General features: G+C 68.4%; 22 protein-coding genes. 11 read left to right on the top strand and 11 right to left on the bottom strand.

Annotated features, from left to right (window positions below):
• Window position 1 precedes the first annotated feature (1 nt).
• Together polX and BM337_RS12825 are read right to left on the bottom strand one after the other, a co-directional pair.
• Complete coding sequence (gene polX, locus BM337_RS12830; RefSeq protein WP_089816989.1) at window positions 2-1,750, bottom strand: DNA polymerase/3'-5' exonuclease PolX; 1,749 nt, start codon at window positions 1,748-1,750, stop codon at window positions 2-4.
• A gap of 40 nt (window positions 1,751-1,790) precedes the next feature.
• On the bottom strand, window positions 1,791-2,243 hold the full coding sequence (locus BM337_RS12825) for a DUF5788 family protein (protein WP_089816988.1): 453 nt from the start codon (window positions 2,241-2,243) through the stop codon (window positions 1,791-1,793).
• A gap of 531 nt (window positions 2,244-2,774) precedes the next feature.
• On the opposite strand from BM337_RS12825, the gene BM337_RS12820 reads away from it, so the two are divergent.
• The 5 genes from BM337_RS12820 (at window position 2,775) to BM337_RS12800 (ending at window position 7,446) form a co-directional block, all read left to right on the top strand.
• Window positions 2,775-3,704, top strand: coding sequence for a rhomboid family intramembrane serine protease (locus tag BM337_RS12820; RefSeq protein ID WP_089816987.1), 930 nt, complete (start codon window positions 2,775-2,777; stop codon window positions 3,702-3,704).
• A 3-nt stretch (window positions 3,705-3,707) separates the two neighbouring features.
• Complete coding sequence (locus tag BM337_RS12815) at window positions 3,708-4,517, top strand: endonuclease V (RefSeq protein ID WP_089816986.1); 810 nt, start codon at window positions 3,708-3,710, stop codon at window positions 4,515-4,517.
• Between the two features lie 108 nt (window positions 4,518-4,625).
• Window positions 4,626-5,447, top strand: a complete 822-nt coding sequence (locus tag BM337_RS12810) for an SDR family oxidoreductase (RefSeq protein ID WP_089816985.1) — start codon at window positions 4,626-4,628, stop codon at window positions 5,445-5,447.
• The gene (locus BM337_RS12805) at window positions 5,444-6,784 is read left to right on the top strand and encodes a glycerate kinase type-2 family protein (RefSeq protein WP_089816984.1); all 1,341 of its coding nucleotides are present in this window, start codon (window positions 5,444-5,446) and stop codon (window positions 6,782-6,784) included. Before BM337_RS12810 ends, BM337_RS12805 begins: the two co-directional genes overlap by 4 nt.
• Window positions 6,785-6,828: 44 nt before the next feature.
• Complete coding sequence (locus BM337_RS12800) at window positions 6,829-7,446, top strand: DJ-1/PfpI family protein (protein WP_089816983.1); 618 nt, start codon at window positions 6,829-6,831, stop codon at window positions 7,444-7,446.
• 4 nt (window positions 7,447-7,450) lie between these two features.
• Here BM337_RS12800 and BM337_RS12795 read toward each other — a convergent pair whose 3' ends face one another.
• Both BM337_RS12795 and BM337_RS12790 read right to left on the bottom strand, forming a co-directional pair.
• Window positions 7,451-8,548, bottom strand: a complete 1,098-nt coding sequence (locus tag BM337_RS12795; protein WP_089816982.1) for an ArsA family ATPase — start codon at window positions 8,546-8,548, stop codon at window positions 7,451-7,453.
• Window positions 8,549-8,633: 85 nt separating this feature from the next.
• The gene (locus BM337_RS12790; protein WP_089816981.1) at window positions 8,634-8,960 is read right to left on the bottom strand and encodes a DUF8081 domain-containing protein; all 327 of its coding nucleotides are present in this window, start codon (window positions 8,958-8,960) and stop codon (window positions 8,634-8,636) included.
• Between the two features lie 349 nt (window positions 8,961-9,309).
• Here BM337_RS12790 and BM337_RS12785 point away from each other — a divergent pair, with 349 nt between their 5' ends.
• Complete coding sequence (locus BM337_RS12785) at window positions 9,310-9,777, top strand: bifunctional nuclease family protein (RefSeq protein ID WP_089816980.1); 468 nt, start codon at window positions 9,310-9,312, stop codon at window positions 9,775-9,777.
• Between the two features lie 51 nt (window positions 9,778-9,828).
• On the opposite strand, the gene BM337_RS12780 is transcribed toward BM337_RS12785, so the two are convergent.
• The 6 genes from BM337_RS12780 to BM337_RS12750 all read right to left on the bottom strand — a co-directional run bounded on the left by BM337_RS12780 (window position 9,829) and on the right by BM337_RS12750 (window position 16,922).
• A complete protein-coding gene (locus BM337_RS12780) occupies window positions 9,829-10,530 on the bottom strand; it encodes a hypothetical protein (protein WP_089816979.1) in 702 nt (233 codons plus the stop codon).
• A 126-nt stretch (window positions 10,531-10,656) separates the two neighbouring features.
• Complete coding sequence (locus BM337_RS12775; RefSeq protein ID WP_089816978.1) at window positions 10,657-11,589, bottom strand: sulfide-dependent adenosine diphosphate thiazole synthase; 933 nt, start codon at window positions 11,587-11,589, stop codon at window positions 10,657-10,659.
• A gap of 305 nt (window positions 11,590-11,894) precedes the next feature.
• Window positions 11,895-14,483, bottom strand: a complete 2,589-nt coding sequence (locus BM337_RS12770; RefSeq protein WP_089816977.1) for an AAA family ATPase — start codon at window positions 14,481-14,483, stop codon at window positions 11,895-11,897.
• Window positions 14,480-15,226 carry a 4-phosphopantoate--beta-alanine ligase gene (locus BM337_RS12765; RefSeq protein ID WP_089816976.1) on the bottom strand — a complete coding sequence of 249 codons (747 nt, stop codon included), beginning with the start codon at window positions 15,224-15,226 and terminating at the stop codon, window positions 14,480-14,482. The genes BM337_RS12770 and BM337_RS12765 overlap by 4 nt, the downstream gene beginning before the upstream one ends.
• A 241-nt stretch (window positions 15,227-15,467) precedes the next feature.
• Window positions 15,468-16,298: a pantoate kinase gene (locus BM337_RS12755; protein ID WP_089816974.1), complete on the bottom strand. Its 831-nt coding sequence runs from the start codon at window positions 16,296-16,298 to the stop codon at window positions 15,468-15,470.
• Between the two features lie 69 nt (window positions 16,299-16,367).
• Window positions 16,368-16,922 (bottom strand): hypothetical protein, encoded by a 555-nt coding sequence (locus BM337_RS12750; protein WP_089816973.1) that lies wholly within the window; start codon window positions 16,920-16,922, stop codon window positions 16,368-16,370.
• A 96-nt stretch (window positions 16,923-17,018) separates the two neighbouring features.
• Here BM337_RS12750 and BM337_RS12745 point away from each other — a divergent pair, with 96 nt between their 5' ends.
• The 3 genes from BM337_RS12745 to BM337_RS12735 all read left to right on the top strand — a co-directional run bounded on the left by BM337_RS12745 (window position 17,019) and on the right by BM337_RS12735 (window position 18,904).
• Window positions 17,019-17,321, top strand: a complete 303-nt coding sequence (locus BM337_RS12745; protein ID WP_089816972.1) for a UPF0175 family protein — start codon at window positions 17,019-17,021, stop codon at window positions 17,319-17,321.
• Entirely contained in the window at window positions 17,318-17,833 is a 516-nt protein-coding gene (locus BM337_RS12740; RefSeq protein WP_089816971.1) for a PIN domain-containing protein, read from the top strand. The genes BM337_RS12745 and BM337_RS12740 overlap by 4 nt, the downstream gene beginning before the upstream one ends.
• Window positions 17,834-17,911: 78 nt before the next feature.
• Window positions 17,912-18,904 carry a hypothetical protein gene (locus BM337_RS12735; protein ID WP_089816970.1) on the top strand — a complete coding sequence of 331 codons (993 nt, stop codon included), beginning with the start codon at window positions 17,912-17,914 and terminating at the stop codon, window positions 18,902-18,904.
• A 52-nt stretch (window positions 18,905-18,956) separates the two neighbouring features.
• Here the strand turns inward: BM337_RS12735 and aspS are convergent, their stop codons facing one another.
• Entirely contained in the window at window positions 18,957-20,255 is a 1,299-nt protein-coding gene (gene aspS, locus BM337_RS12730; protein ID WP_089816969.1) for an aspartate--tRNA(Asn) ligase, read from the bottom strand.
• A gap of 104 nt (window positions 20,256-20,359) precedes the next feature.
• On the opposite strand from aspS, the gene BM337_RS12725 reads away from it, so the two are divergent.
• Window positions 20,360-20,827, top strand: coding sequence for an Lrp/AsnC family transcriptional regulator (locus BM337_RS12725; RefSeq protein WP_089816968.1), 468 nt, complete (start codon window positions 20,360-20,362; stop codon window positions 20,825-20,827).
• A gap of 327 nt (window positions 20,828-21,154) precedes the next feature.
• Window positions 21,155-23,365 carry an amino acid permease gene (locus BM337_RS12720; RefSeq protein ID WP_089816967.1) on the top strand — a complete coding sequence of 737 codons (2,211 nt, stop codon included), beginning with the start codon at window positions 21,155-21,157 and terminating at the stop codon, window positions 23,363-23,365.
• The last annotated feature ends 56 nt before the right edge of the window (window positions 23,366-23,421 follow it).

The raw sequence follows: 23,421 nt of genomic DNA, 5'->3' as shown, positions 1-23,421 counted from the left end.
GTCAGTCGTGGAGGAACTCGCGGACGCCGTCGGCGTCGCGGGCGTTGAGCACGTCGGCGGCCTCGGCCCAGCCGCGGCGAGCGGTGTGGACGCCGTAGCGGACGTTGGCGAACTCCGGCGGCGAGTGGGCGTCGGTATCGATGGCGATGGTCGCGCCCGCCTCGATGGCGGTCTTGACCGCCCCGCCCCAGAGGTCAAGGCGCGAGGGATTGGCGTTGATTTCGAGCGCTGTGCCGTGGTCGGCGGCGGCCGTCGCCAGTCGTTCGACGTCGACGTCGAGGCCAGCGCGCTGGTTCAACATCCGCCCCGACGGGTGGCCGATGATATCGACGGCGGGGTGTTCGGCCGCGGCGACGAGCCGCTCGGTGCCGTCGCCGTCCAGCCCGGAGTGGGGCGAGGCGACGACGCAGTCCAGGTCCGCGAGCAGGTCGTCGCCGACGGAGACGTTCCCGTCGGCGTCGATGTTCGCCTCGACGCCCGCAAACACGTCGATTGCGGCGTCGTCGGCGACGGCCCTGATCTCGCTCAGTTGCTCCCGGAGTTCCTCGTCGTCGAGACCGACGCCGCCGACCATCCCCGGACCGGTTGCGTGGTCGGTGATTCCCACGTAGTCGTGGCCGAAGTCCGCGGCGGCCTGGACGTGGTCGGCGATAGTGTTCGCGCCGTCGGACCACTCCGTGTGGGTGTGCAGGTCCCCGCGGACGTCGCCCTCTTCGATCAGGTCCGGGAGGTCGCCGTCGACGGCCGCCTGGATTTCGCCGCGGTTCTCCCGCATCTCCGGTGGGATCAAGGGCATGTCCAGCGCGTCGTACATCGACTCCTCGGTGTCGCCCGCGACGCGTTCACCGGCCCGCTGGTCGGCCTCTGCCTCGTCGCGGTCGAGGTCGCTCACGTCGAACATCCCGTACTCGTTCATCTTCAGGCCGGCGTCGATGGCGATGTTCCGGACGGCGACGTTGTGCTCCTTGCTCCCGGTGAAATACTGCAGTGCGCTACCGAACTCCACGGGGACGACGACGCGCAGGTCGACGCGGACGCCGCCCGCGCGGACGCTCGCCTTGGTCTCGCCGGCCTCGATGAGCGAATCTGCCTCCGGCCAGTCGGTGAAGGCCTCGACGACTGCTTCGCCGTCCTCGCTCCCGACGAGCACGTCGACGTCGCCGATGGTCGCCTTCCAGCGCCGGAGCGACCCGCCGAGGGCGACGTCGTCCACGGCGGGGACGTCTTCGAGGAAGTGCACGACGCTCTCGCCGTAGGGACGCGCCGTCCCCAGCAACTGGCGCTCCTGGGTCTGGCGGGCGAACTCGATGTTGTCGAGGATGTTCTGCTCGGTCTTGGCGCCGAAGCCCGAGACCTCCTGGATCTCCCCGGCCTCGGCGACCGTCTCCAGGTCGTCCAGCGTCCGGACGTCGAGTTCCTCGTACAGCGTGCCCGCGGTCTTTGGCCCGACGCCCTCGACGCTCGTGATGGCGGCGATGTCCATCGGGTACTCGTCCCGGAGGTCGTTCAGCTCCTCGATCTCTCCGGTTTCGAAGTACTCGACGACCTTCGACGCGATGGCGTCGCCTACGCCCTCGATGTCGTCGAGCGCGTCCTCTCCCTCCGCCGCGAGGGTCTCGATGGCGCCGGGGTACTCCCGGACGTTCTCTGCCGCCCGGCGGTAGGCCCGCGGCTTGTACTCGACGCCCTTCGCCTCCAGCAGGTCGGCGAACTCTTCGAGTCGACTGGCGATTTCGGCGTTTCTGCTCATTGTCTGTCTCTCTCCGTCATCGTTCGTTCCTCGCTCCGGCTCATCGGCCCCTGCTCGCTCGTCCGGTGCCCGAATCGGCCGCCTCGTGACCCAGCGCCTGCTTCAGGAACTTCATCCAGCGCTTTCGGTCGGCCATCTCCTGAGCCTGCGCCTCGCCCTCGATGTTGGCCGGTCCGAGCTGTTCGAGCGCGTTCAGCGCCCGGTCGATCCCGACGACGTCCTCGACCAGCTGTTCGCCCTCCTCGAAGCTGATCTCGCCGTCCTCGATCAGCTGGCGCCGCTGCAACCGTTCCCGTCGGAGGTTCTTCTTCGCCGTCTCCACGCGGTCCCGTTCGCCCTTGGGAATCGTGTCCCGTCGCTTGATCTCGAAGACGAACGACTGCAGGTCGAGGTCCTCGCCCTGGACCTCGATCTCCTCGGGGATTGACGCCCCTACGGTCGCGCCCTCCCGGTCCAGGCGTTCGAGCAGCTGCTTGCGCTCGAAGTCCTTCATTGGCGATTCCTTGGGTTCGGGGGGCCTTACTCGCTTCGCTCGCCTCGAAATCGTGATTGTATGATCTTTCGGTTTGGCGGTCCGGTCGTACATGAGGGGTGTGATTCGCTCTGTTGGTTCACGATCGAGCTGTCGAAACGAACACTAACAGCAAGACGTCGAAAGCCCTCGGCGTGCTCCGGCACCGAAAGACTCGCTTTGCTCGTCTTTCGAGCCCTCGTTCGCTTCGCTCACGAGGATCCCGGGGCTTGCTGCGCGAGTCGAGCGTACCGAGGGCTTCCGAGTTGTTGTCGTCTCCTACTCCGTCACTGTCTTGAATCCGCCTGGTCGCTCACTACAGACACTTTGCTAACCACCAGCTAAGCGGACACGACCGAGAACAAGACCACCAGCCGAAAACAGGAGCCGGACCAGAAAACCGCAGGACCTGAACGGGAATCCCCTTCCACGGAGACCTACACACTCCAGGTTGGCGCCGCTGGATCCGTCGAAGCACAATCCCTTTGCACCGGCCTCGCTAAACCCCCATCAATGTCGAGTTGCGACGTGTGCGGCCAGAGTGAGAACATGCCGTACCAGTGTCACCACTGCGGCGGGACCTTCTGCGCCGAACACCGGCTTCCCGAGGCGCACGACTGTCCCGGGCTGGACCAGTGGAACGATCCTGGCGGGGTGTTCGACAGCGGGTTCGACGACAGCGTCGAGGACCGCGGCGGGTCGGGCGGGCTCGCCGACCGGCTGTCGCTGAACACCGGCCCCGGTGGACTGTTCGGATACTTCCGCGGGAACATGACCTACGTGTTCCTCGGGCTGATGTGGGTCACGTTCCTGCTACAGCATATTGTCGCGTTCACCGCCGGAGCCGACGTTTACAGGGCCCTTTTCGTCCTGACACCACAACATCCCGAGTACGTCTGGACCTGGTTCACGTCGATCTTCTCGCACTCGCTGGGCGGCTTCTGGCACATCGGTGGTAACAGCATCATCATCTTCTTCTTCGGCCGGATCGTCGAACGGTACCTCGGTTCGAAGCGCTTCACTGCCCTCTTCATCGTCTCAGGTGCACTCGCCGGACTCTCGCAGATAGCGCTGAATCTGCTCCAGGGGTCCCCCTACGGAGTTCTCGGGGCCAGCGGTGCCGGCCTGGCTATCATGGCCTTCCTCAGCGTCCTGAACCCGAGTCTCCGCGTCTACATCTGGTTCCTGATCCCGGTCCCGATCTGGGTCATCACCATCGGCTACTTCGCGCTGAGCGTCGGCGGCATCTTCGGAACGGGACCGAGCATCCTGACCGGGAACGTCGCCAACATGGGCCATCTCGCCGGCCTGATCATCGGTCTGCTCTACGGAGTCAAGATGAAGGGCCAACAACGGGTCCCACAGCAACTCCAGTTCGGCGGCGGCGGTCGCGGCCCCGGCGGACCGGGTGGTCCTGGGGGGCCCGGCCGCGGTCGGTTCTGAGCGATGGAGGTCGTCCGCCCCGAGTTCCTCCCCGACCCCGCGCTCTCTCGCGAGGAGATGGAGGCCCTCCAGCGCGACATCGCCGACCAGGCGACCTTTCTCGACGACTTCTCGTTCGACGCCGCACTCGTCTGCGAGGACGACGCCGACCAGCAGCGACTCGGTGAGTCGACCGAGTCCGCGGACGCTTCAGCCGAACCGCCGCTCGTCGCCGGCGTCGACCAGGCGTTCGTCGACGACCGGGCCGTGTCGGCCGTCGTCGTCTCGTGCGGCGACGAGGTGGTCGAGCGAGTGTCGGCGGTCGTCGACACGGAGATTCCCTACATTCCGGGCCTGCTCAGTTTCCGGGAAGGCGGTGCCATCGTCGCGGCATTCGAGGCCCTCGAATCCGAGCCCGACCTCGCGCTGGTCGACGGCAGCGGCCGGATCCACTTCCGCGAGGCCGGGCTGGCGACCCACGTCGGCCTCCTGTTCGACCTGCCGGCGGTCGGCGTCGCCAAGAGCCTGCTCTGTGGCACGCCGGCGCGGTCGCTGGACGAGAAGTTCGCGGTGGGGACGCGTATCCCCATCGAGGCCGACGCGAAGGTCGAGACGGCCGACCCGGGGACGGTCATCGGCTACGCGCTCCAGACGCGCCAGTACGCGAACGCAGACCGCTACGTCAACCCGCTGTACGTCAGCCCGGGCCACCGCTTCAGCGCAGCGACGGCCGCCGACGTCGTCGAGGGGTGCTGTGCGGGGTACAAGCTTCCCGAGCCGACCCGGCTGGCAGACTCCTATGCCGACGAGGCGAAGGCCGAGCTCCGGGAGTAAGTGCGAGCGACTGGGTAACGCCCACGGATCCCGGAGAACGAACCCGATCCGGATCTATCAGTCGGCGCATCTACTAGCCTTAACTGACAGGGCTTCGTCACACCGCGTATGGCGAAGACCGTGCTGATTACGGGTTGTTCCTCGGGGATCGGTCGCGCGACGGCGCTGGCGTTCCTGGACGAAGAGTGGTCCGTCTGGGCGACGGCGCGCGACGAAGACGACGTCGCCAACCTGGCCGACAAGGGGTGCCAGACGGCCGAACTCGACGTGACGAACGCGCGCGACTGCGAGCGCGTCGTCGATCGAGTCCTCGACACCGACGGCCGCATCGACTGCCTGGTCAACAACGCCGGCTACGGCCAGTTCGGCCCGCTGGAGGACGTCTCCGTCGAGGAGCTCCACGCCCAGTTCGACGTCAACGTCTACGGCCCCCACCGGCTGGTCCGCGAGGCGCTCCCGCACATGCGCGAGCGCGGCGACGGGACCATCGTCAACGTCTCCAGCGTCTCCGGACGCATCGCGACGCCAGGCAACGGCGCCTACAGCGGGTCGAAGTTCGCCCTCGAGGCGATGAGCGATTCACTCCGGGCGGAAGTGGACGGCTTCGGCGTCGACGTCGTGGTGGTCGAGCCCGGCCCGGTCGACACCGGCTTCGACGACCGGTTCGAGACTGAACTCGAAGACGTCGACCACACGCCCGAGTACGACTGGCTCTACGAGATGTACGACGACGCGTCGCTGGTGGGCGGCGGCGGGACGCTGTCGATTCCGCCCCGGGCGGTCGCCCTCACGATCCGCGACGCGGCCTACGCCTCGGATCCCGAGCCCCGGTACCCCGTCGGCGAGTTCGCGAAGATCGCGCTCATGACCAGGTTCCTGCCCGGCACGTACCGCGACTTCGCCTTCCGGCTCCTGCAGAAGCTGGTATGATAGAGGAGCGGTCCTCCCTCGCGCGAACGCCGGCCCACGACCTCGCGCTGGAGTGCGTGGAGGCCGGCATCGAGGCGGCGACGCCCGAACGGGTGCTCCGAGACCACGTCTCCCTCGACGGCGACGTCCTGCGGGTCGCCGACGGCGAGTACGACCTGACGAGGTTCGACGACGTCGTCGTCCTCGGTGGCGGCAAGGCCGGGACCGGCGTGGCCGCCGCGCTCGAAGCCGTCCTCGGGGACCGGCTCAGCGGTGGCGTCGTCGTCACCGACGAACTGCCGGCAGGCGCGACCGACACCGACGCCAGGACCGGTGGCGTCGACGTCGTCGTCGGCGACCACCCGGTTCCCAGCGAACGGGGCCTGGAAGGCGCTCGCCAGGTTCTCGATGCCGCTGCCGCGGCCGACGAGGGAACCCTCGTCCTCGCCGTCATCACCGGCGGCGCCAGCGCGCTCCTGCCCGCGCCCGTCTCCGGCGTCGGGCTCTCGTCGCTCCGGACGGTCACCGAACTTCTGCTCGAATGCGGCGCCACCATCGACGAGATAAACGCCGTTCGCAAGCACTGCTCGCGCATCAAGGGTGGCCAGCTGGCGACGACGGCCGCCCCCGCGACGGTGGCCGGCCTCGTCTTCAGCGACGTCGTCGGGAACGACCTGTCGGTCGTCGCCAGCGGCCCGACGGCGCCGGACGCGTCGACCTACGCCGACGCCCTGGCCGTCCTCGACCGGTACGACGTCGAGGCGCCGGACGTCCGGCTCCACCTCGAACACGGCGACGCCGGCGACTTCCCCGAGACCGCCGCCGTCGACGACCCCGCGTTCGACCGTGTCGAGAACTACGTCCTGGCAAGCGGGCGGACCGCTATCGACGCCGCCCGCGAAGTCGCTCGCGAGGCCGACTACCGACCGCTCGTGCTCTCCTCGACGGTCCGCGGCGAGGCCAGCGACGCCGCGCTCACCCACGTCGCGATAGCGGAGGAAGCGCTGTCGAGGGGCGATCCGGTCGAACCGCCCGCCGTTGTCCTCTCCGGCGGCGAGTGCACGGTCACCGTCGAGGGCGACGGCTCCGGCGGACCCAACCAGGAGTTCGCGCTCGCCGCCGCCCTCGAACTCCCAGCCGAGGCCGTGCTGGCCTGCGTCGACACCGACGGCGTCGACGGGTTCTCCGAGGTGGCCGGCGCGATCGTGGACGCGTCGACGGTCGACGACCGGGCCGCTGCCCGCGGCGCGCTGGCGCGCAACGACGCCGGGGGCTATCTCGACGAGCGCGACGCGACGATTCGGACCGGGCCGACCGGGACGAACGTCAACGACCTGCGCGTGCTCGTGCTGGAATAGCCCGATTCAGCAGCCCTTTGCCGGCGCCTTTCGTCTGTGTGGCTATGCGTGCAGAATCGACCGTCGGCGTCGTCGTCTTCGCGGGGTTCGAGGAACTCGACGCCGTCGGCCCCTACGACGTGCTCCAGACCGCCGCCCGCGAAGGGGCCCCGATAGCCGTCGAACTGCTCGCCGTCGACGATGCCGACCTGGTCACGGCGAGCAAGGGGCTCCGCGTGGAACCGGACGGCGTGCTCGCCGTGGCGGACGCACCAGACTACCTCGTCGTCCCCGGCGGCGGGTGGAACAGCCGTGCGGAGACCGGCGCCTGGGCCGAGGCGGAGCGTGGCGTCCTGCCGGACCGCATCGCCGCGTGCCACGAACGGGGGACGACCGTCACGTCGGTCTGTACCGGCGGGATGCTCCTAGACAGGGCGGGGCTGCTCGACGGTCGACCAGCAGTCACCCACGGCGGCGCACTCGCCGAGCTCCGTGAGGGAGAGGCGACCGTCGTGGACGCCCGCGTCGTCGACGACGGCGACGTGTTGACGTGCGGCGGCGTCACCGCCGGCATCGACCTGGCGCTGTGGCTCGTTGAGCGCGAGTGGGGAGAAGACGTCGCCGCAGCCGTCTCGACCGAACTCGAGTACGAGCGGACACGGGACGTGTATCAACGCGCCTGAGCGGTCAGTCCAGACAGGCCGCGACCACGCGCAGCAGTTTCTCACCGCGGACCTCCTCGGCCAGTAGCGGCACGCGCTTGACGTCGTGGCCGCGGAACAGGTCCTGGGAGCGCTGGAGCGCCCCTTGCTGGACCTGCCACCGCCGGGCGCAGAACTCACAGTCGTCGAGGTTCGGGCCCACGTAGGCATCGGCGACGTCGGCGTCGACGACGTCCGAGAGGTCCTGCATCACGCGATTCACCACGATGGTGCCGACGGGGACGCCGAACCCCTCCAGCCGGGAGAGGAGGCGCTCGGACTCCACGACGGAGAGTTCCTCGGGGACCAGTACGATGCGGAAGTCGGTCTTGTTCGGGTCCCGGAGGACGGCCCGGAGCTTCTCTATCTGTTCGCGTACTTCCTCCAGGTCCTGCATCTGTTCCTCCGTATCTGGCCCGTCGCCGCCGCCGAACAGCCCGCCGAGGCCGTCGAGCATCCCCGAGAGGCGCTCGCGCAGGGTCAGGATCTTCCCGAGCATGGAGTCCATCGCCTCTGGAAGTTCGAGCAGGCGGAGGGTGTGGCCCGTCGGCGCGGTGTCGATCACGACGCGGTCGAATCGGGGGTCGTCCATGTACTCCAGCAGGAGGCGGATGGCCGCGGCCTCGTCGGACCCCGGCATCGAACTGAGCGGGTTGGCGTCCTCGCCGAGGGGCCCGTCGTCAGCGGCGGAGTCGTCGCCGCCGCCGAACGGACCGGCCTCACCGCCCATCGGGCCACCGCCACCGAGTAGCTGTTCGAGTCCACCCATGTCGCCGCCCATCCCGAACGGGCCCTCGTCCATCGCGGCCTCGGGGTCGATTTCGGCGGCGTACAGGGGAACGTCATCGCGGACCCGCGTCGGTTCGCCGGGCACGTCGGTCTCCAGCGTGTCCGACAGCGAGTGGGCCGGGTCTGTCGAGACGACCAGCGTCGCCGTCCCGTCGCGGGCGCTGGCCAGCGCCGTCGCCGCGGCCATCGTCGTCTTGCCCACGCCGCCTTTCCCCCCGTAGAGCACGTAGTCCGGCGCCTCGACACCCTCCGGCGCGTCGATGTCCTCGACCGCCTCCACGTCGATGTCGCTCATGGCGATTCCTTCTGCGCCCGGCCTTGTGTACCTTTAGAAACGACCACGTCGCTGGACCGTCGCCGACCGCCGGCCCGGTTCGGTCCTACTGGTCCTCCAGCGTGGCCTGGTCGCCGGGTGGCGTCTCCGTCGGAGTGGGCCACCGGGATCCCCCGACCAGATAGCCGTCGGTCTCGCCGTCGTCCCACGGCACGGCGTCCTGTATCCAGACGAAGGCGCCCGGACCGGCGCAGTCGCGCGCCCACTCGCGAGCGTGGCCCTTCGACGGGAACCGCCGCGTCGAGCCGTTCCGGTTGACCCACCGTCCGACCGCGGCGTTGGACTTCCGCGCCGAGGGCTTGACCGCGACCACGTAGCCGTCGTGGGCCGCGTCGTCGTCCTCCGCATCGCTCTTCTCGTTCGCCTCGCTCACTGACTTCCCGTTTCGTGCGGGGGACCGTAAACGGGTCGGCCACCATTCAGCGTTCCAGGGTAGTCGCCACGCCGACCAACTGACGCCGGGTAGGACTGAAAGGGGCGAGCGTCTGAACGACGGCGAACGAAGTAAGCACCGCGGGCGAAGCCGAGAAGCGTGGTTCGAGAGAGCTTCGCTCTCTCGTCATCACGAAAGACGCTCCGCGTCTTTCGAACGACAGCGAGTTCCCCGAGTTCAGACGCTCGGGGCTTTCAAGCCGTTGCTGTCCGAGGTATCTCGACAGTTCCCAGTTCGTGATCCTCCGAAACGCCGAGGCTTTTCATACCCCGACTCCCAATCAACTGACATGGAACACGAGGCCACCGTCGAGGGCGTCGGCATCGGGGTGGGCGACGAGGGGTCGGGCGCACCGGTCGTCCTCCTGCGTGCGCGCGACGAGGTCGTCCCCATCTTCGTCAGCACCGACCAGGCCCAGTCGATGCAACTGGCGATCGACGGCGAGCCCTTCGAGCGGCCGCTCACCCACGACCTCATGGTGGAGATGGTCGCCGAGTTCGGCGCGGCCATCGACCGCGTCCGGATCGACGACCTCGCCGACGGCACCTTCTACGCGAAGATAGACACCGAACAGTACCTCGACGACCGACGCAAGGAGATGGTGTTCGACGCCCGACCCTCCGACGGCATCGCCATCTCGTTGCGGGTAGACTGCCCGCTCATCGTCTCCGACGAAGTCGTCGACGCGGCCGGCCGGTCACCCGAGGAGTTCCAGACGGAGGAGGAGCAGGACGACGAGAACGACTTCAAACTCTGAGTCGCAGGCACCGCACTGGCGGTCCGGATCGCCTGTCGTCCGGTGCCGACGCTAGTCCGCCGCCGCTCGCTCACGGAATCGCTGGACGGCCTCGGGCCAGGTCTCCCGCGTCGTCGGCTCGTCCGGGCTCGCGACGGGGACGCCCATGTAGCCACAGCCGACACAGGACAGCGACTGGCTCCCCTGAAGTTCGTATCGCTCGACGTGGTCGCCACACCGGGGACAGGCGAGTCCGTCGGTCGCGACGTCGCGGCCGGTTTCCTCGCGGATAGTCCGCAATGCCGCGAGGACCGCAACTGCGGTGTCGCCGTCGCTATCGGCCGTCGCCAGCGTGTTGAGGCGGCCGGTGAGACGCTCGATCGACCGGTCGTCGAGCGAACGCTCGTAGGCCGCCGCCAGGGCCGCCGCCGCGCGGACGGCCGTCCGCCGGACCGACGGGTCGTCGTCCCGAACTGCCGCCAGGAGGATCTCTTCGACGACCCACCACGTGTCGGCGGCCGACCGCGGCCGCGGCCGGTCCGCCCTGTCGAGACCCGCCGTCGCCCGGGCGAGTTCCCGCAGGAACCGGACGACAGCCCGACGCTGGCACGGGTCGCCGTCGCCGTAGCGTTCCCGGCACCAGTCGACGTTCTCCTCGACGAGACGGGCCCGGTCGCTCGGCCAGGTCATGCGGACGGCCCGGAGCGCCGCCCCCACCAACGCGGGATCACCCGATTCGATCGCGGACGAGTACCACCCTGCCTCCCGAAGCATAGACGGTTCTCTCCGTGCAGCCCCGTAATACATTCTATCCGGGCCGGCGGGAACGAAACGGCGCCGCCGCTCGGGACGGGCAGAAACGGAAGAAGATGTCAGAGGCGACTTCCGTCGGTCTGGAAGCTAGTCGTCGGCGGGCGTCGCGACGTCGCGAGAGGTCAGTTCGACGTCGGGAGCGTCGACGTCGAGTTCGTCGAGGGCGACCTGGGCGGCGCGCTTGCCGGAGACGAGCATGGCGCCGAAGGTGGGGCCCATCCGGGGAAGGCCGTAGGTCGTCGCGGTGGCCATGCCGGTGACGACGAGGCCGTCGTGGGCGAGGCCGGTGTGTTCGACGACGGCGTCCTCGGACTCGCCGACCCACATCGAGTCGTGGCCGGGCGAGTCGTGACCGGGGGCGCCGTAGGAGTCGTCGCCGGTCTGGTCCATGCCGGCGTTGGTCTTCGAGTCCTCGATGCCGGGCGCGTTCAGGACGCCGCGCTCGTCGAGTTTCTTGACGGCCATCGCGTCGTGGCCGGTGGCGTCGATGACCAGGTCCGCCTCGACGGCGATGGGGTCGACGCAGGTGATCTCCCGGGGCAGCGCGTGGACCGGCGTCCAGTTCATGACGATGCCGCCGACGCGGTGGTCCTCGCGGATGACGATGTCGGTGAACTCCGTCATGTTCTGCATCTTGGCCCCGGCGTCGCACGCGGCCTTGATGAGGCCGGAACAGGCCTCCGGGCCGTTGGCCACGAACAGGCCCTCGCTGTCCTGGGACTGCTTGTAGTCGACGTCCAGGTCCTCGAGGACTTCCTGGGCGGGCGAGCGGACGGTCACCTTGTTCATCAGGAACCCGCCGAGCCAGAACCCGCCGCCGAGGTAGTTGTTCTTCTCGACGACCATCGTCTGGACGCCCCGTTCCGAGAGTTCCTTGGCCGCCATCAGCCCGGAGGGGCCGCCACCGACGATGATGACGTCCGAGTCCGAGAAGTCCATGAACTCCTCGGTCCACTCCTGCCCGATGGCGCGCGTTACCTCCGCTTCGCCGACGTCGCTAAACTGATCGAACTCAGTCATACCACCCAGTGGTACCACCGCCGAAACCATAGTCCTTCCGTTTGGCCGGGCGCCGGAGTGATGTCTGTGTTCTGTCCGGGCGACGGAGCGATGCTGGATTCTGGCCAGGCGTCGGAAAGAAACAGGCGTTCGAACCACGAGAGCGGTGATACACCCGATGTCGGGGAAGAACCAGGTGCCGGTCGCTCGGCTGCTAACCAGCGGACGACGGGCCTGTCAGCACCAGTCAGGAGAACAGCGTACGTACGAGCAACCAGTCAGCTCACCACGCGCAATCGACGCTGGCAGCAGTGATACGAAGAGAGTTACCCCGAGAAACCCAGATCGGTCGTTCCCTCTGCGTCCTGGTACCGGTCGCGGCCGCCCCAGTCGGCGATGCTGGAGTGGGTCTCCCAGACGGCGATCTCGAGGTGTTCCTGCGCGACGGGCGAGTCGTCTCTGAGCGCGTGGCGGGCGGCGTCCTCCGCGAGCAGTTCGAGGTCGCTCGCCGCGTACCCCTCGGTCGGTTCGATTACCGGGTCCCAGTCGACGTCCTCGGCGACCGGGCGGTCCCGGAGGTGGATCCGGAGTATCTCGCGGCGGGCGTCGGCGTCCGGCGGTGGCACCTCGACGCGTTCGTCGAACCGTCCCGAGCGCCGCAGCGCGGTGTCGACGTCGTCGACGAAGTTCGTCGCGCCCACGACGACGACGTCGTCCGCGGCCGCGCCCTCGAGTTCGGTCAGCAACTGATTGACCAGTTGCTGTTCGCTCGTGTTCATCCCGCCGCGGCGCGAGCCGGCGATGCCGTCGATCTCGTCGATGAACAGCACACAGGGGGCGTTCGCCCGCGCGACCTCGAACAGGTCGGCGACGTTCTGGGCGGGTTCGCCCATCCACTTGCTCGTCACGTCTGCGGGCGACACCTCGACGAAGCTGTGGTCGAGTTCGCCGGCGAGTGCGCCTGCGAGGTACGTCTTCCCGCAGCCCGGCGGGCCGTAGAGGAGCAGCCCCGAGAGTACGTCGATGCCGTACTCCTCGTACTCGTCGGCGTTTTCCAGCGGGTCGAGGACGGTCTCTTCGAGGCGGTCCTTTAGCTCGCCCATTCCGCCGACGTCCGCGAACGTCCGGTCGGGGTCGGCGTCGACGAGGGAACTTGCCTGCAGGTCGACGCCGTCGGGCTGGACGACGCCGTCCTCGGCGACCGCCGCGGGGTCGACCCACTCGGCGATGCTCGTCTCTGCCTCCTCGGCGGCCGAGCGGAGGTGGTCGGTGCCGATAGGCGCGTCCTCGCGGAGCGCCTGCCGGGCGGCGTCCTCGGCGAGCAGTTCCAGGTCGCTCGCGGCGAAGCCGGCCGTCTCCTCGACGGTCGGTTCGAGGTCCAGGTCCGCGGCGGTCGGGCGGCCGGCGAGGTGGATCTTGAGTATCTCGCGGCGGGCCGCGGCGCCGGGATGGGGCACCTCGACGCGCTCGTCGAAGCGACCGGACCGGCGGATGGCGCCGTCGACGTCCTCGACGAGGTTCGTGGCGCCGACGACCACGACGTCCTCGTCGGCGATGCCCTCTAGCTCGGTCAGCAGCTGATTGACGAGCTGTTGCTCGCTGGAGTTCATGTTGCTGTCCCCGTCGCGAGAGCCGGCGATGCCGTCGATCTCGTCGATGAAGAGGATACAGGGCGCGTTCGCGCGGGCGACGGCGAACAGCTCCTGGACTTTCTGTGCGGGCTCGCCCATGTACTTGCTCGTCACGTCGGCGGGCGACACCTCGACGAACGCGTGGTCGACCTCGCCGGCTAGCGCGCCCGCGACGTAGGTCTTCCCGCAGCCCGGCGGGCCGTGCAGGAGGACGCCGTTGACGACGCCGATGCCGTACTCCTCGAACGCCTCGGGGTCCTCGAGCGGCCGGACGACCTTGTGGTTGAGCGTCTGCTTCAGCCCTGCCATCCCGCCGACGTCGGCGAAGCTCCGGTCCGGGTCGAGCTCGACCAGCTGGTCGGCCTGCAGCTCGACGCCGTCGGGCTGGACCACCTCGCGCTCCTCGACGGGGTCGGGCGACTCCCGGTTGATCGTCGGGGCGCCGTCGTCCTCCCGCCGGTTCGTCGCTTCCGTCCGCCGTTCCTCGCCCGGCGAACCGGTCCGTTCGCCGTCCTGCCCGTCCTGCCCGTCCTGGTTCGTTCGCTCACGGATGTTCCGTTCGAGCCGGTCCCTGTCGACTTCGTAGCCGTAGGTCGCGAGCCGGCGAGGGTCCTCGCTGACGTACTCCGAGAGCCAGGCGTCGCGGCGCATCTCGTCGACCGACTCTGCTGGGTCCCGGAAGCTCACCATCACGACGTCGTCGCTGTGGGGCGAGTGGAACTCGGCGAGCCAGAACGGGAGGTAGATCCGATCGATACCGAGGACTTCCTCGAACCCGTCGGGGTCGAAGTCGCCCGGTAGCCCGTAGGCCTCCCGGAGCTTCCGCAGGAAGACGTTCGCCGTCTCCGCACGGCCGTCGCGGTCGTGTTCGCGATACTCCGTGACGCGGCTGTGCAGTAGCGACTCCGCCCGGTCGTTGGTCACCTGGAACTGGAGGAGGACGGACCGGCCGAGGCCGGGGACGTCGGCGCCGAAGTCGTAGTCGTTCGTCGCGCGACGGACGAGATCGTCGGTCCCGTCGGCGTACTGGGAGAGCGCGCGGTCGTTGTCGTCCCAAAGGCCGTCGAGCAGGGCGACGGCCCGCTTCGTCTCCGTCCCGAACAGCTTCCCCTTCCCGGTTTCGTACTGGTACTCGACGCGGAACGCCGGGTAGAACACGCGGTGGAGCCGTTCGAGCCGTTCGTCGTCGCCGAACTTCGTGAGGGTCTCCGACTCGAGGCTCTCCCGGACGCGGTCCTCGTCGGGCACCCGCCGGTCCGCGTAGACGTACGTCGGGAGGCTCATTCGATGTCACCTCCGCGGATGGCCCGCTCGGCGGCGTCGAGCGCCGCCTCGGCGTCGAACTCGTCGATGGCTTGCTGCTGGGCTTCGGGGTCGCCTTCCAGGTCGCGGGCGTGCTCGGTCACGTTCGGAATCGCCCGGATGATGTTGTCCACGATGGGGACCGTCGCCGTCTGGGCCGACCGGGAGAGGGGGTTCAGGTCGACGACGAGTTCGGTCTTGCCCATCTCGGCGAGCGCCTCGGCGCGGTCGCCGTCCTCCAGCGGGACGAGGACGACGTCGGCGTCGCCGATGCCGTCGGCGTCGACCTTCGCCCGCTCGTGGTCGAGGCCGGAGATGCGTCCGTCAGCGGTGAGTCCTTTGACGTCCTCGGCGCCGTGCTCGCGGAGGTGGTCGGCGATGGCTTCCATCCGCGCTTCAGTCCGGTTGAACAGGTTCACTTCGAGGTCCGCGCCGGTCGCCTCGGCCAGTTCGACCATCTCGCCCGGGACGAGCGCGGCGACGTTGCCGTTGATCGAGAGGACGGCGTGGTCGGCCCGGAGGAGATGCGCGGCTGCGGCCCGGGCAGCGGCGTCGGCGGTCGGGATGGTCCGCTCGCCGAGCAGGTAGTCGTAGGCCTCGCCACGCCCTTGCGCGATGAGACCCTGCTTCGAGGTGATCCCCTTCTCCACGCCCGCCTCGATGCGATGGCGTGTGAGGAGGGACTCGTACCGGGGGTGGCTCTCGGGGACGTCGACGTCGGTCATAGAATTAGCTCACCGTCGACTGTAGAAAAGGCATCGCCTCGGACGAGGACCGGAGGTCCTGGTCGGTACACAGCTTTATACCGGATCGGAGGGCCAGGCCCGCCGATGCCCTGACGAGTCGCCGCGAAGCGGTCCGCGGGAGCGCGACGCCCCGCTTCGCGGTCGGGAAGCGTCGCCTGCTCGCAAGCACGAGTCCACGGATGGGGCGGAGAGCACTCCGCTCGTCTACCATCCCGTCAATTCACTCCAGCAGCGTCGCCCCACCCGGATGGACGCTCGTCACCTGGGCGTCGTAGCCGGCGTCGGTCAGCCCCCTGCCGGGGGCGAACACCGTCTCGCCGAGCATCGCCATCGACGCCTCGCCGCCGGCGTCGGCCACGTCCATCACGACCTCGCGGACGTCGGGCGTGAGCAGTTCGGCCTCGCGGGCGAACTGGCGCGAGGCGCGCATGAAACTCGACAGGGTGGGTTCGCCGACGACCCGGGAGAGGGCACGCTGCCCGGCGGTCGAGAGCGTGTGGGTGTCGCCGGAGAGGACGTCTTCCGTCGAGAGTTCGTCGATGACGTAGTACTCCACGCGCGTGCGTTCGGGGATAGCGTCGATGTAGTTGTGCTGTGGCCCGCCGGGTTCCAGGCGGAGGGGCATCCCACCCCGAGCCTGTCCTACCACGTCGCCGAGCCCGGTCCCGGCCTGAACCTCGGCACCGTGGGCGATCGTGACGAGTTCGTTCTCGGAGAGTGGTCGGTCGAAGGCCTCGCTCGTGGCGAGGGCGGTGCCGAGCGCCATCGCGCCGGAGACGCCGAATCCGGCCCCCAGCGGGAGGTCGGTCTCCCCGCTGACGGTCGCCGTCGCCTCCAGCGCGTCGAGCACTCGCTCGACCGCGCCCATCTCCAGGTCGACGCCGTCGAGCGAAATCGCGGTCTCGTCGGCGGGCCGGACCGTCACTTCGACGCCGTCGTCCAGAGCGATGCCACCGCCGCGGGAGCCCGCCTTCGTCGGGTCGTCGTCCCGCTCGGTGGTGAAGAAGCCGGTGACGTGGCCGGGCACGAACGCCGTCGCAACGTCGGTCATTGGCCACCAGTCGGTGTGGCCGCGGTAAAATCCTTGGCAGTTACGCCGCCAGGAAGCGAGGCCCGGTCGTCACTCGTGGGTCGGACGGATCCGCGCCTGCGGGTGCTGGTCGGCGAGTTCTTCGACGTACCCCTCCTCGCGGATTCGTTCGACTTCCGACTTCGCGCCGTCGCGGCTATAGGGCCCGAGCGCGCTCACCGCGTCCAGCAGGAGGTCCTGGGGGACGCCGTCGCCGGTGGCCCCCGTCGCTGTCTCCTTCTCGCCGCCCGCCAGGTCGGCGTCGATCGCGTCGACGAACCGCAGGACGTCCTCCTCCCCCCGTAGCTCGTCGTGCCACCGCGCCGGGAACGCGCTGAACCCGTCGCCGACGTCGTAGATGGCGTCCGAATCGACCCAGGTCTCCGCGTCCGTTCGGTCGGCCTCGAGGAGTTCGTCCATCTGCTCGGCGTCGACCGACTGGACGCCCCGTTCGTCGAGCGCGTCCGCGTAGGCCTCCAGCCGTTCGACGTGAACGCCCCGCTCGACCTCGTCGTCGTACTCCTCGATGAACGTCAGCAACTCCTTCGCGAGCAAGTACTGGCCGCGCTCCTCCGCCGTGTCGAGTGCCTCGGGGTCGAGTTCCATCGGTGGTTCCTGTTGGTTCGCCGACCAGATAAACCCTCTACCGGGCGTCCAGGTCACCCTACGGATTTATGTCGGACGGTGTGTGAAAGCGTACACATGCCGACTATCAGCGCCCGGTTGCCACGAGCGGAGAAAGCCGACCTCGACGAGGTCGCGGAGTTGCTCGCGGAGGACCGCAGTACGACGATCAGGAAGGCGCTCAGGGAGGGACTGGAGACTATGCGATTCCGCGTGGCCGCCGAGCGCTACCAGTCGAACGACGTCTCCATCGCCGAGGCGGCCCGCATCGCCGACTGCTCGGTGGCCGAGTGGCTGGCCTACGCCCACGACACGCACCTCACGTCCCACCTCTCGCCGGAGGACGTCGAGCGCGATGTCGAAGAAGCCACCGAGCTATGACGCGCATCTACGTGGGGCCCACGGTGCTCCACTCGCTGGGCCAGATCGGCGAGCTGCCGCTGCTCACCCACCTCGACGGGCGACTCGTCATCCCCGACGCTGTTCAGGCGGAGGTCGATTCAGAACCCGCGCGGACGGGCGTCGCGGAGTTCCTCGAAGACGAGGACGTCTCGACGGCGGTCCCCTCGAAGGCACTCGAACGCGCGACGTCGATGCTCGACACCGACGAGGAGACCCACGAGGCCGCCGTCCTGGCGGGCGTGCTGGCCCACCGCGACGGCGACGACCGGACCGCCGTCGCCGTCCTCTCCGAGGACACCCACCTCCGGGCACTGGCCCACGGCCTGGGCGCGACGGTCACCAGCAGCTACGGCGTCGTGGCACGGGCGGCCATCGAGGACAAGTACCTCTCCTCGGCGGCGGCCAAGCGGATCATCCGGCGAACGGACAAACACGGGTTGCACATGACCGGCGAGTTGCGCGAGCGCGCCGTCGGTGAAGTGGCCGACTGATCAGGAGCGGCCGGAAACGGGGACGAGGAAGCCTGCCGTGGCGGATAGACTTTTGGTGGATTGCTCTCTTGAACGGCCATGGGCGTGGTTTCGTACGCAGGGATGGTGGGGATAGTTATTGTCATCGGGTTCGCGATTCCGCGGTTCGAACCGGCGGTCGTCGACCACCTGTCGCGGCAGGTCGAACTCGACCGCACGAAGGGCATCGGACTGTTCGCGGTCGCGGTCCTGTGGATGTTCCTGCCGCTCCTGGGCGGCGCGGATGCGGGAGAAGGAGAACTGTGGATGGTCGGGTCGGCCGTGGCCGGCGGGGGGTTCTACCTGGTCGCCGTCGCGGCCAGTTCGCTCGACGAACACCGCCTCCTCGCTCGGGCGACGCGATACGGACCGGACGCTGTCCCACCGGGCGCGAGCGACGAACTCGTGGCGGTCTCTGGCGTGCCATCCGTCGAGAGCGAGACCGACGCGAGGACTCCGTTCTCCGGCGTTCCCGCCGTCCACACGGAGTGGGTGGTCCAGCGGCGGCGACGGATCGGGTTCCGGAAGACGTGGAGCGCCATCGCGAGCGGCGTCGAGCACGTCCCGTTCACGCTCGGCGGCGGCGCGGTCCGCGTCGAGGCCGGACGGGCCCGGGCGTTCACCGACGCCGAGTTACACCGGACTGTCGATCCGGACGAGGACCTCCCCGGCCGGACGGATGGGGCGTTCCTCCGGGACCACGAGGCGCTACCGGACCCCGACGACCGGGAGAAGTCGCTCACCTTCGTCGAGCAGTTCGTCCCCGCCGACGAGCACGTCACCGTCGTCGGGACGCCCCGGCAGGGCGACGAGCCCGGGCAGGTGGTCGTCGACGAGGCGCCACCGGACGACCTGCTCGGGACCCACGCCGACTACACCGTCGGCGACGGCTCCGAGGGCGACGCCGTCCTGATCCGCGGCGACCTCGACGCGGCGGCGTCGCAACTCCGGCGACGGGTCTACGGCGCAGGTCTCCTCGGGGTTGCGATGGTCGGCGGTGGCCAGCTGGTCGCGTTCTGGCTCTCGTCGGCGACGCTGAGTGGACTGTTCTGAGCAGGGGCTGGACTCGCAGACTGCGCTGAAAAGCGGTCGCGGAACGGTTCGTCTAGGGCGACAGACGCTGCCTGTCTCGCGGGAAGAGAACCGCTTCGCGGATGTTACCGAGCCCGAGCATCGTCATGACGAGGCGCTCGCCGCCCAGCCCCCAGCCGGCGTGGGGCGGCATGCCGTACTTGAACATTCGGGTGTAGTAGTCGAAGGCCTCGGGGTCGAGGCCCTGCTGTTCGAAGCCAGCGACGAGCTGGTCGTAGCGGTGTTCGCGCTGCCCACCCGAGACCAGTTCCATCGTCGGGTGCATCATGTCGAAGCCGGTGGAGACGTCGTCGTCCTTGTCCATGATGTAGAAGGGCTTGATCTCGCTGGGCCAGTCGGTGATGAAGTAGTGCTCGCCGACGTCCTGGCCGAGCGCGTGCTCGCCCTCGGTGGGGAGGTCGTCGCCCCAGACGAGCGGTTCGTCGAGTTCGCCCGTGGCGTTGATGCGCTCGATGGCCTCCTCGTAGGTGAGCCGGGGGAAGCTGTCGGCGGGCGCCTCGAACTCGTCGGCCAGGTCCAGCGCTTCGAGCTGGTCCTGGCAGTTCGCCTCGACGGCCTCGTAGGCGGCGCGGACGACGGACTCGCAGGCGTCCATGGCGTCCTCGTGGTCGGCGAAGGCCGACTCGAAGTCGATGCTGGTTGCCTCGTTGAGGTGCCGCGGCGTGTTGTGTTCCTCGGCGCGGAAGATCGGACCGATCTCGAACACTCGCTCCAGGCCGGAGCCGACCATCAGCTGCTTGAACAGCTGCGGGCTCTGGTTCATGAACGCCTCGCGGCCGAAGTAGGTGATCGGGAACAGCTCGGTGCCGCCCTCGGTCCCCGTGGCGACGATCTTCGGCGTGTTGATCTCTGTGCAACCGATCTCGCGGAACTGCTCGCGGACGGCACGGAGCACTTCGGCGCGGATCTCGAAGATCGCCTTCGTCTCGTCCTTTCGCAGGTCGAGCGTGCGGTTGTCGAGCCGCGTCGAGAGTTCGGCGTCGACCTTCCCGGAGGGGTCGAGCGGGAGTTCGGGGTCGGCCTCGGAGACGACGTCGACGGAGTCGGGCGTAATCTCGACACCGGTCGGGGCGCGGGGCTCCTCCTCGACGTCGCCGGTGACCGAGATGACCGACTCGCGCTGGACGTTCAGCCCCGTCTCCACGAGCTCGTCGGCCATCTCGTCTTTCTCGAACTTGACCTGGATCTTGCCCGTGGTGTCTCGCAAAATCAGGAAGGCGATGCCACCGAGGTCCCGTACCTCGTGGACCCAGCCGGCGACAGTGACCGTGTCGCCCGGCTCGGCGTCGGCCGTGTAGGTGCGGTCGTCCATACGTGCCCGTTCTGGAGGACCGGCCTTAAAAACCGTCTTTTCGGTCGCCGACGGCCGGTGCCCACAGGGAAAAGGCCTACTGTCCGTCACGCCAGAGCCAGGGTATGAACGACGAGCCGCTCGACCCCCTCGACAAGCGGATTATCCACGCGTTGCAGTGTGACGCCCGGAAGACCTCGGCCAGCGACGTCGCCGGGAACGTCGGCGTCTCGGCGAGCACCGTCCGGAACCGGATCCGAAAACTGGAGGACGCAGGCATTCTGATGGGCTATCGGCCCGAAGTGAACTACGAGAAGGCGGGCTACCAGCTCCGGACGCTCATCGTCTGTACCGCCCCGATACCCGAGCGCGAAGAACTCGCACGGGACGCGCTGGAGGTACCGGGCGTCGTCGCCGTCCGCGAGATAACGACGGGAACGGAGAACGTCCACGTCGAGGCCATCGGCACCGACGGTGACGACCTCAGCCGCATCGGCCAGGATCTGGACGCGCTGGGCCTCGAAGTCGTCGACGAGGACCTCATCCGTAACGAGTACGAACACCAGTTCCACGAGTTCGACGTCGACGTCTGACTCGCGTCGGTCGAACTCCGTCGTTCGCTGCGACCGGCATCGGACGTCGGAGAGACACCGGGTTCGGCCACTACTTTCGGACGACCCCACAAAATATAGTCTATATATTCACGCATCCGCAATTCAATCGGGCTCTTTATCGGGATGCGGGAGGGATACCTAGCTATCCAACCGATGACCGACGGTGGTGTGGACCGATCGAACACTGAAATGATTTCGTCTCTACAGATAACGTGACGGACAGCTCACCGAATCGGCCCCGCGACGTTCCGACGGAGGCCCGCTGCGACGTATCGACGAGACTGCTGCCAGTCGACGACTACTGACATGCCAAAGGAACTAGAACGAGACCTCGGGTTGTTCGCGGTGATAGCGATAAGCATCGGTGCGATGGTCGGGAGCGGCATCTTCATCCTCCCGGGCCTCGCGCTGGAGACGGCCGGGCCGGCAGTCATCCTCGCGTACCTGCTGGCCGGCGTGCTCGTGCTCCCAGCCGCCCTCTCGAAGTCGGAGATGGCGACGGCGATGCCGGAGGCCGGCGGGACCTACATCTACATCGAGCGCGGGATGGGGCCGCTGCTGGGCACCATCGCCGGCGTCGGCACCTGGTTCTCCCTGTCGTTCAAGGGCGCACTCGCGCTCGTCGGCGGCGTCCCCTACATGCTGTACCTGTTCGACCTCCCCCAGAAACCCGTCGCCCTCGGGCTCGCGGCGGTCCTCATCGTCGTCAACATGCTGGGCGCCAAGCAGACCGGTCGATTGCAGGTCGGCATCGTCGCCGTGATGCTCGCCGCGCTGCTGTGGTTCGTTATCGGCGGATTGCCCGATACGACGCCGGCCTACTACGGCGGCTTCTTCGACGAGGGGTCGGGCGGCCTCCTGGCGGCGACCGGCCTCGTCTTCGTCTCCTACGCGGGGGTGACGAAGATAGCCAGCGTCGCCGAGGAAGTGGAGAATCCCGACCGGAACATCCCGCTCGGCATCCTCGGATCGCTGACGTTCACCACGCTGCTGTACGTCCTCATCGTCGTCGTGATGGTCGGCGTCACCACGCCGGACCTGCTCAGCGACTCCGACGTCCCGATGATACACGCCGCCGAGGCGTCGCTGGCGTCAGTGGGGGTGTACGCCATCATCGCCGCTGCGGTGCTGGCCCTCGTCAGCACCGCCAACGCGGGTATCCTCTCCTCGTCGCGCTACCCGTTCGCGATGGCCCGCGACGACCTGGCGCCCCCGTCGCTGACGGAGATCCACGAGAAGTACGGAACACCGGTGCGAGCGATTACCCTCACCGGCGCCGTGATGCTGATCCTCATCGCCTTCGTCCCCATCGCCGAGATCGCCAAGCTCGCCAGCGCCTTCCAGATCGTCGTGTTCGCGCTCGTCAACGGCGCCGTCATCGCCTTCCGCGAGGGCGCTGTCGGCGACTACGATCCTTCCTTCGAGTCGCCGCTGTACCCGTGGACCCAGATCGCCGGCATCCTCGGTGGCTTCCTGCTCATCGGGTTCATGGGAACCATCCCGCTCCTCGGAGCCCTGGTCATCACCGTCGGCTCGATCCTCTGGTACGCCGTCTACGCCCGCGAGAAGGTCGACCGCGAGGGCGCCGCGACGGACGTGGTCCGCCGGAGCGTCGGCCGCAAGGCCGTCGAGCGGACGAAGTCGGCCTTCGACGACGTCACGGGCTACGAGGTACTGGTGGCCATCACCGAGCACACGAGCGAGGAACGTGAACGGTCACTCCTCCGGATCGCGGCCGACGTCGCCCGCAAGAACGACGGCTCGGTCACCGTCGTCCAGTTCGACGAGGTTCCCGACCAGGCCACGCTCGAACACGCCTCCGAGACGCAGTCGCCCGCCGACGTCAAGTTCGAACGCCAGACGGAGGAACTCACTGCGGAGTTCGACGTCCCGATCCGCTACGGCGAGATCGTCAGCCACGACGCCGAGCGAGCCATCGTCAACTTCGCCGACCACGAGGACCCGGACTTCCTGCTCCTGGCACGCCGGGACGACCCCCTCTACGCGTCCGTGTTCGGCACCGGCATCGAGTGGATCACCCGCAACGCGCCGTGTGACGTCCTCCTCGTCGAGGACCGGGACCTCGACCGCATACACACGATCACCGTCGTCACCGACAACGGCCCGTTCGACCCCGAGCGGATCGCCGTCGCGAGCGCCCTGGCGACCGAGACCGGGTCACGCATCGACCTGCTCTACCCCATCGAGGGCACTGCGACCGACGCCCAGCGCGAGACCATCACCGAGTACCTCGCCGAACTCGAGGAACTGTGTTCGGTCCCCGTCCACCGGGAAATCGTCGACTCCGATGACCCAGCCCGCGACATCGTCTCGGCCATCGACCCGGCAGACCTGCTGGTCATCGGCACCGACGGCGGCCGGATCACCGGCAGCCTGTTCGGCCGCCCCGCCGACCGCATCGTCGACGCCGTCGACTGCACGGCCATCCAGGTCCACCCACAGGGCGCCAAGCGGTCGACGATCCTGCGCCGCCTCTTCGAACGCTTCGTCTTCTAACGGGTGGATCCCGCGATTCGGTCGCCTCTTTCGCGTTTGCTCGGAGACGCGCTCCC

Source organism: Halomicrobium zhouii (assembly GCF_900114435.1).
GTDB classification, from domain to species: Archaea; Halobacteriota; Halobacteria; order Halobacteriales; family Haloarculaceae; genus Halomicrobium; species Halomicrobium zhouii.
Note: the sequence above shows the minus strand (reverse complement) of the source record. Positions and strands in the feature narration are given on the sequence as shown.

What these genes read in the sequence shown, in the direction of transcription:
- BM337_RS12765 (WP_089816976.1), bottom strand. Translation starts at nt 15,226, where the DNA reads ATGACCGACGTCGACGTCCCCGAGAGCCACCCCCGGTACGAGTCCCTC.
- BM337_RS12720 (WP_089816967.1), top strand. Translation starts at nt 21,155, where the DNA reads ATGCCAAAGGAACTAGAACGAGACCTCGGGTTGTTCGCGGTGATAGCG.
- BM337_RS12740 (WP_089816971.1), top strand. Translation starts at nt 17,318, where the DNA reads ATGACGCGCATCTACGTGGGGCCCACGGTGCTCCACTCGCTGGGCCAG.
- BM337_RS12785 (WP_089816980.1), top strand. Translation starts at nt 9,310, where the DNA reads ATGGAACACGAGGCCACCGTCGAGGGCGTCGGCATCGGGGTGGGCGAC.
- BM337_RS12810 (WP_089816985.1), top strand. Translation starts at nt 4,626, where the DNA reads ATGGCGAAGACCGTGCTGATTACGGGTTGTTCCTCGGGGATCGGTCGC.
- BM337_RS12825 (WP_089816988.1), bottom strand. Translation starts at nt 2,243, where the DNA reads ATGAAGGACTTCGAGCGCAAGCAGCTGCTCGAACGCCTGGACCGGGAG.
- BM337_RS12775 (WP_089816978.1), bottom strand. Translation starts at nt 11,589, where the DNA reads ATGACTGAGTTCGATCAGTTTAGCGACGTCGGCGAAGCGGAGGTAACG.
- BM337_RS12750 (WP_089816973.1), bottom strand. Translation starts at nt 16,922, where the DNA reads ATGGAACTCGACCCCGAGGCACTCGACACGGCGGAGGAGCGCGGCCAG.
- BM337_RS12755 (WP_089816974.1), bottom strand. Translation starts at nt 16,298, where the DNA reads ATGACCGACGTTGCGACGGCGTTCGTGCCCGGCCACGTCACCGGCTTC.
- BM337_RS12735 (WP_089816970.1), top strand. Translation starts at nt 17,912, where the DNA reads ATGGGCGTGGTTTCGTACGCAGGGATGGTGGGGATAGTTATTGTCATC.
- BM337_RS12745 (WP_089816972.1), top strand. Translation starts at nt 17,019, where the DNA reads ATGCCGACTATCAGCGCCCGGTTGCCACGAGCGGAGAAAGCCGACCTC.
- BM337_RS12820 (WP_089816987.1), top strand. Translation starts at nt 2,775, where the DNA reads ATGTCGAGTTGCGACGTGTGCGGCCAGAGTGAGAACATGCCGTACCAG.
- BM337_RS12725 (WP_089816968.1), top strand. Translation starts at nt 20,360, where the DNA reads ATGAACGACGAGCCGCTCGACCCCCTCGACAAGCGGATTATCCACGCG.
- BM337_RS12805 (WP_089816984.1), top strand. Translation starts at nt 5,444, where the DNA reads ATGATAGAGGAGCGGTCCTCCCTCGCGCGAACGCCGGCCCACGACCTC.
- BM337_RS12780 (WP_089816979.1), bottom strand. Translation starts at nt 10,530, where the DNA reads ATGCTTCGGGAGGCAGGGTGGTACTCGTCCGCGATCGAATCGGGTGAT.
- BM337_RS12770 (WP_089816977.1), bottom strand. Translation starts at nt 14,483, where the DNA reads ATGAGCCTCCCGACGTACGTCTACGCGGACCGGCGGGTGCCCGACGAG.
- BM337_RS12800 (WP_089816983.1), top strand. Translation starts at nt 6,829, where the DNA reads ATGCGTGCAGAATCGACCGTCGGCGTCGTCGTCTTCGCGGGGTTCGAG.
- aspS (WP_089816969.1), bottom strand. Translation starts at nt 20,255, where the DNA reads ATGGACGACCGCACCTACACGGCCGACGCCGAGCCGGGCGACACGGTC.
- BM337_RS12815 (WP_089816986.1), top strand. Translation starts at nt 3,708, where the DNA reads ATGGAGGTCGTCCGCCCCGAGTTCCTCCCCGACCCCGCGCTCTCTCGC.
- BM337_RS12795 (WP_089816982.1), bottom strand. Translation starts at nt 8,548, where the DNA reads ATGAGCGACATCGACGTGGAGGCGGTCGAGGACATCGACGCGCCGGAG.
- polX (WP_089816989.1), bottom strand. Translation starts at nt 1,750, where the DNA reads ATGAGCAGAAACGCCGAAATCGCCAGTCGACTCGAAGAGTTCGCCGAC.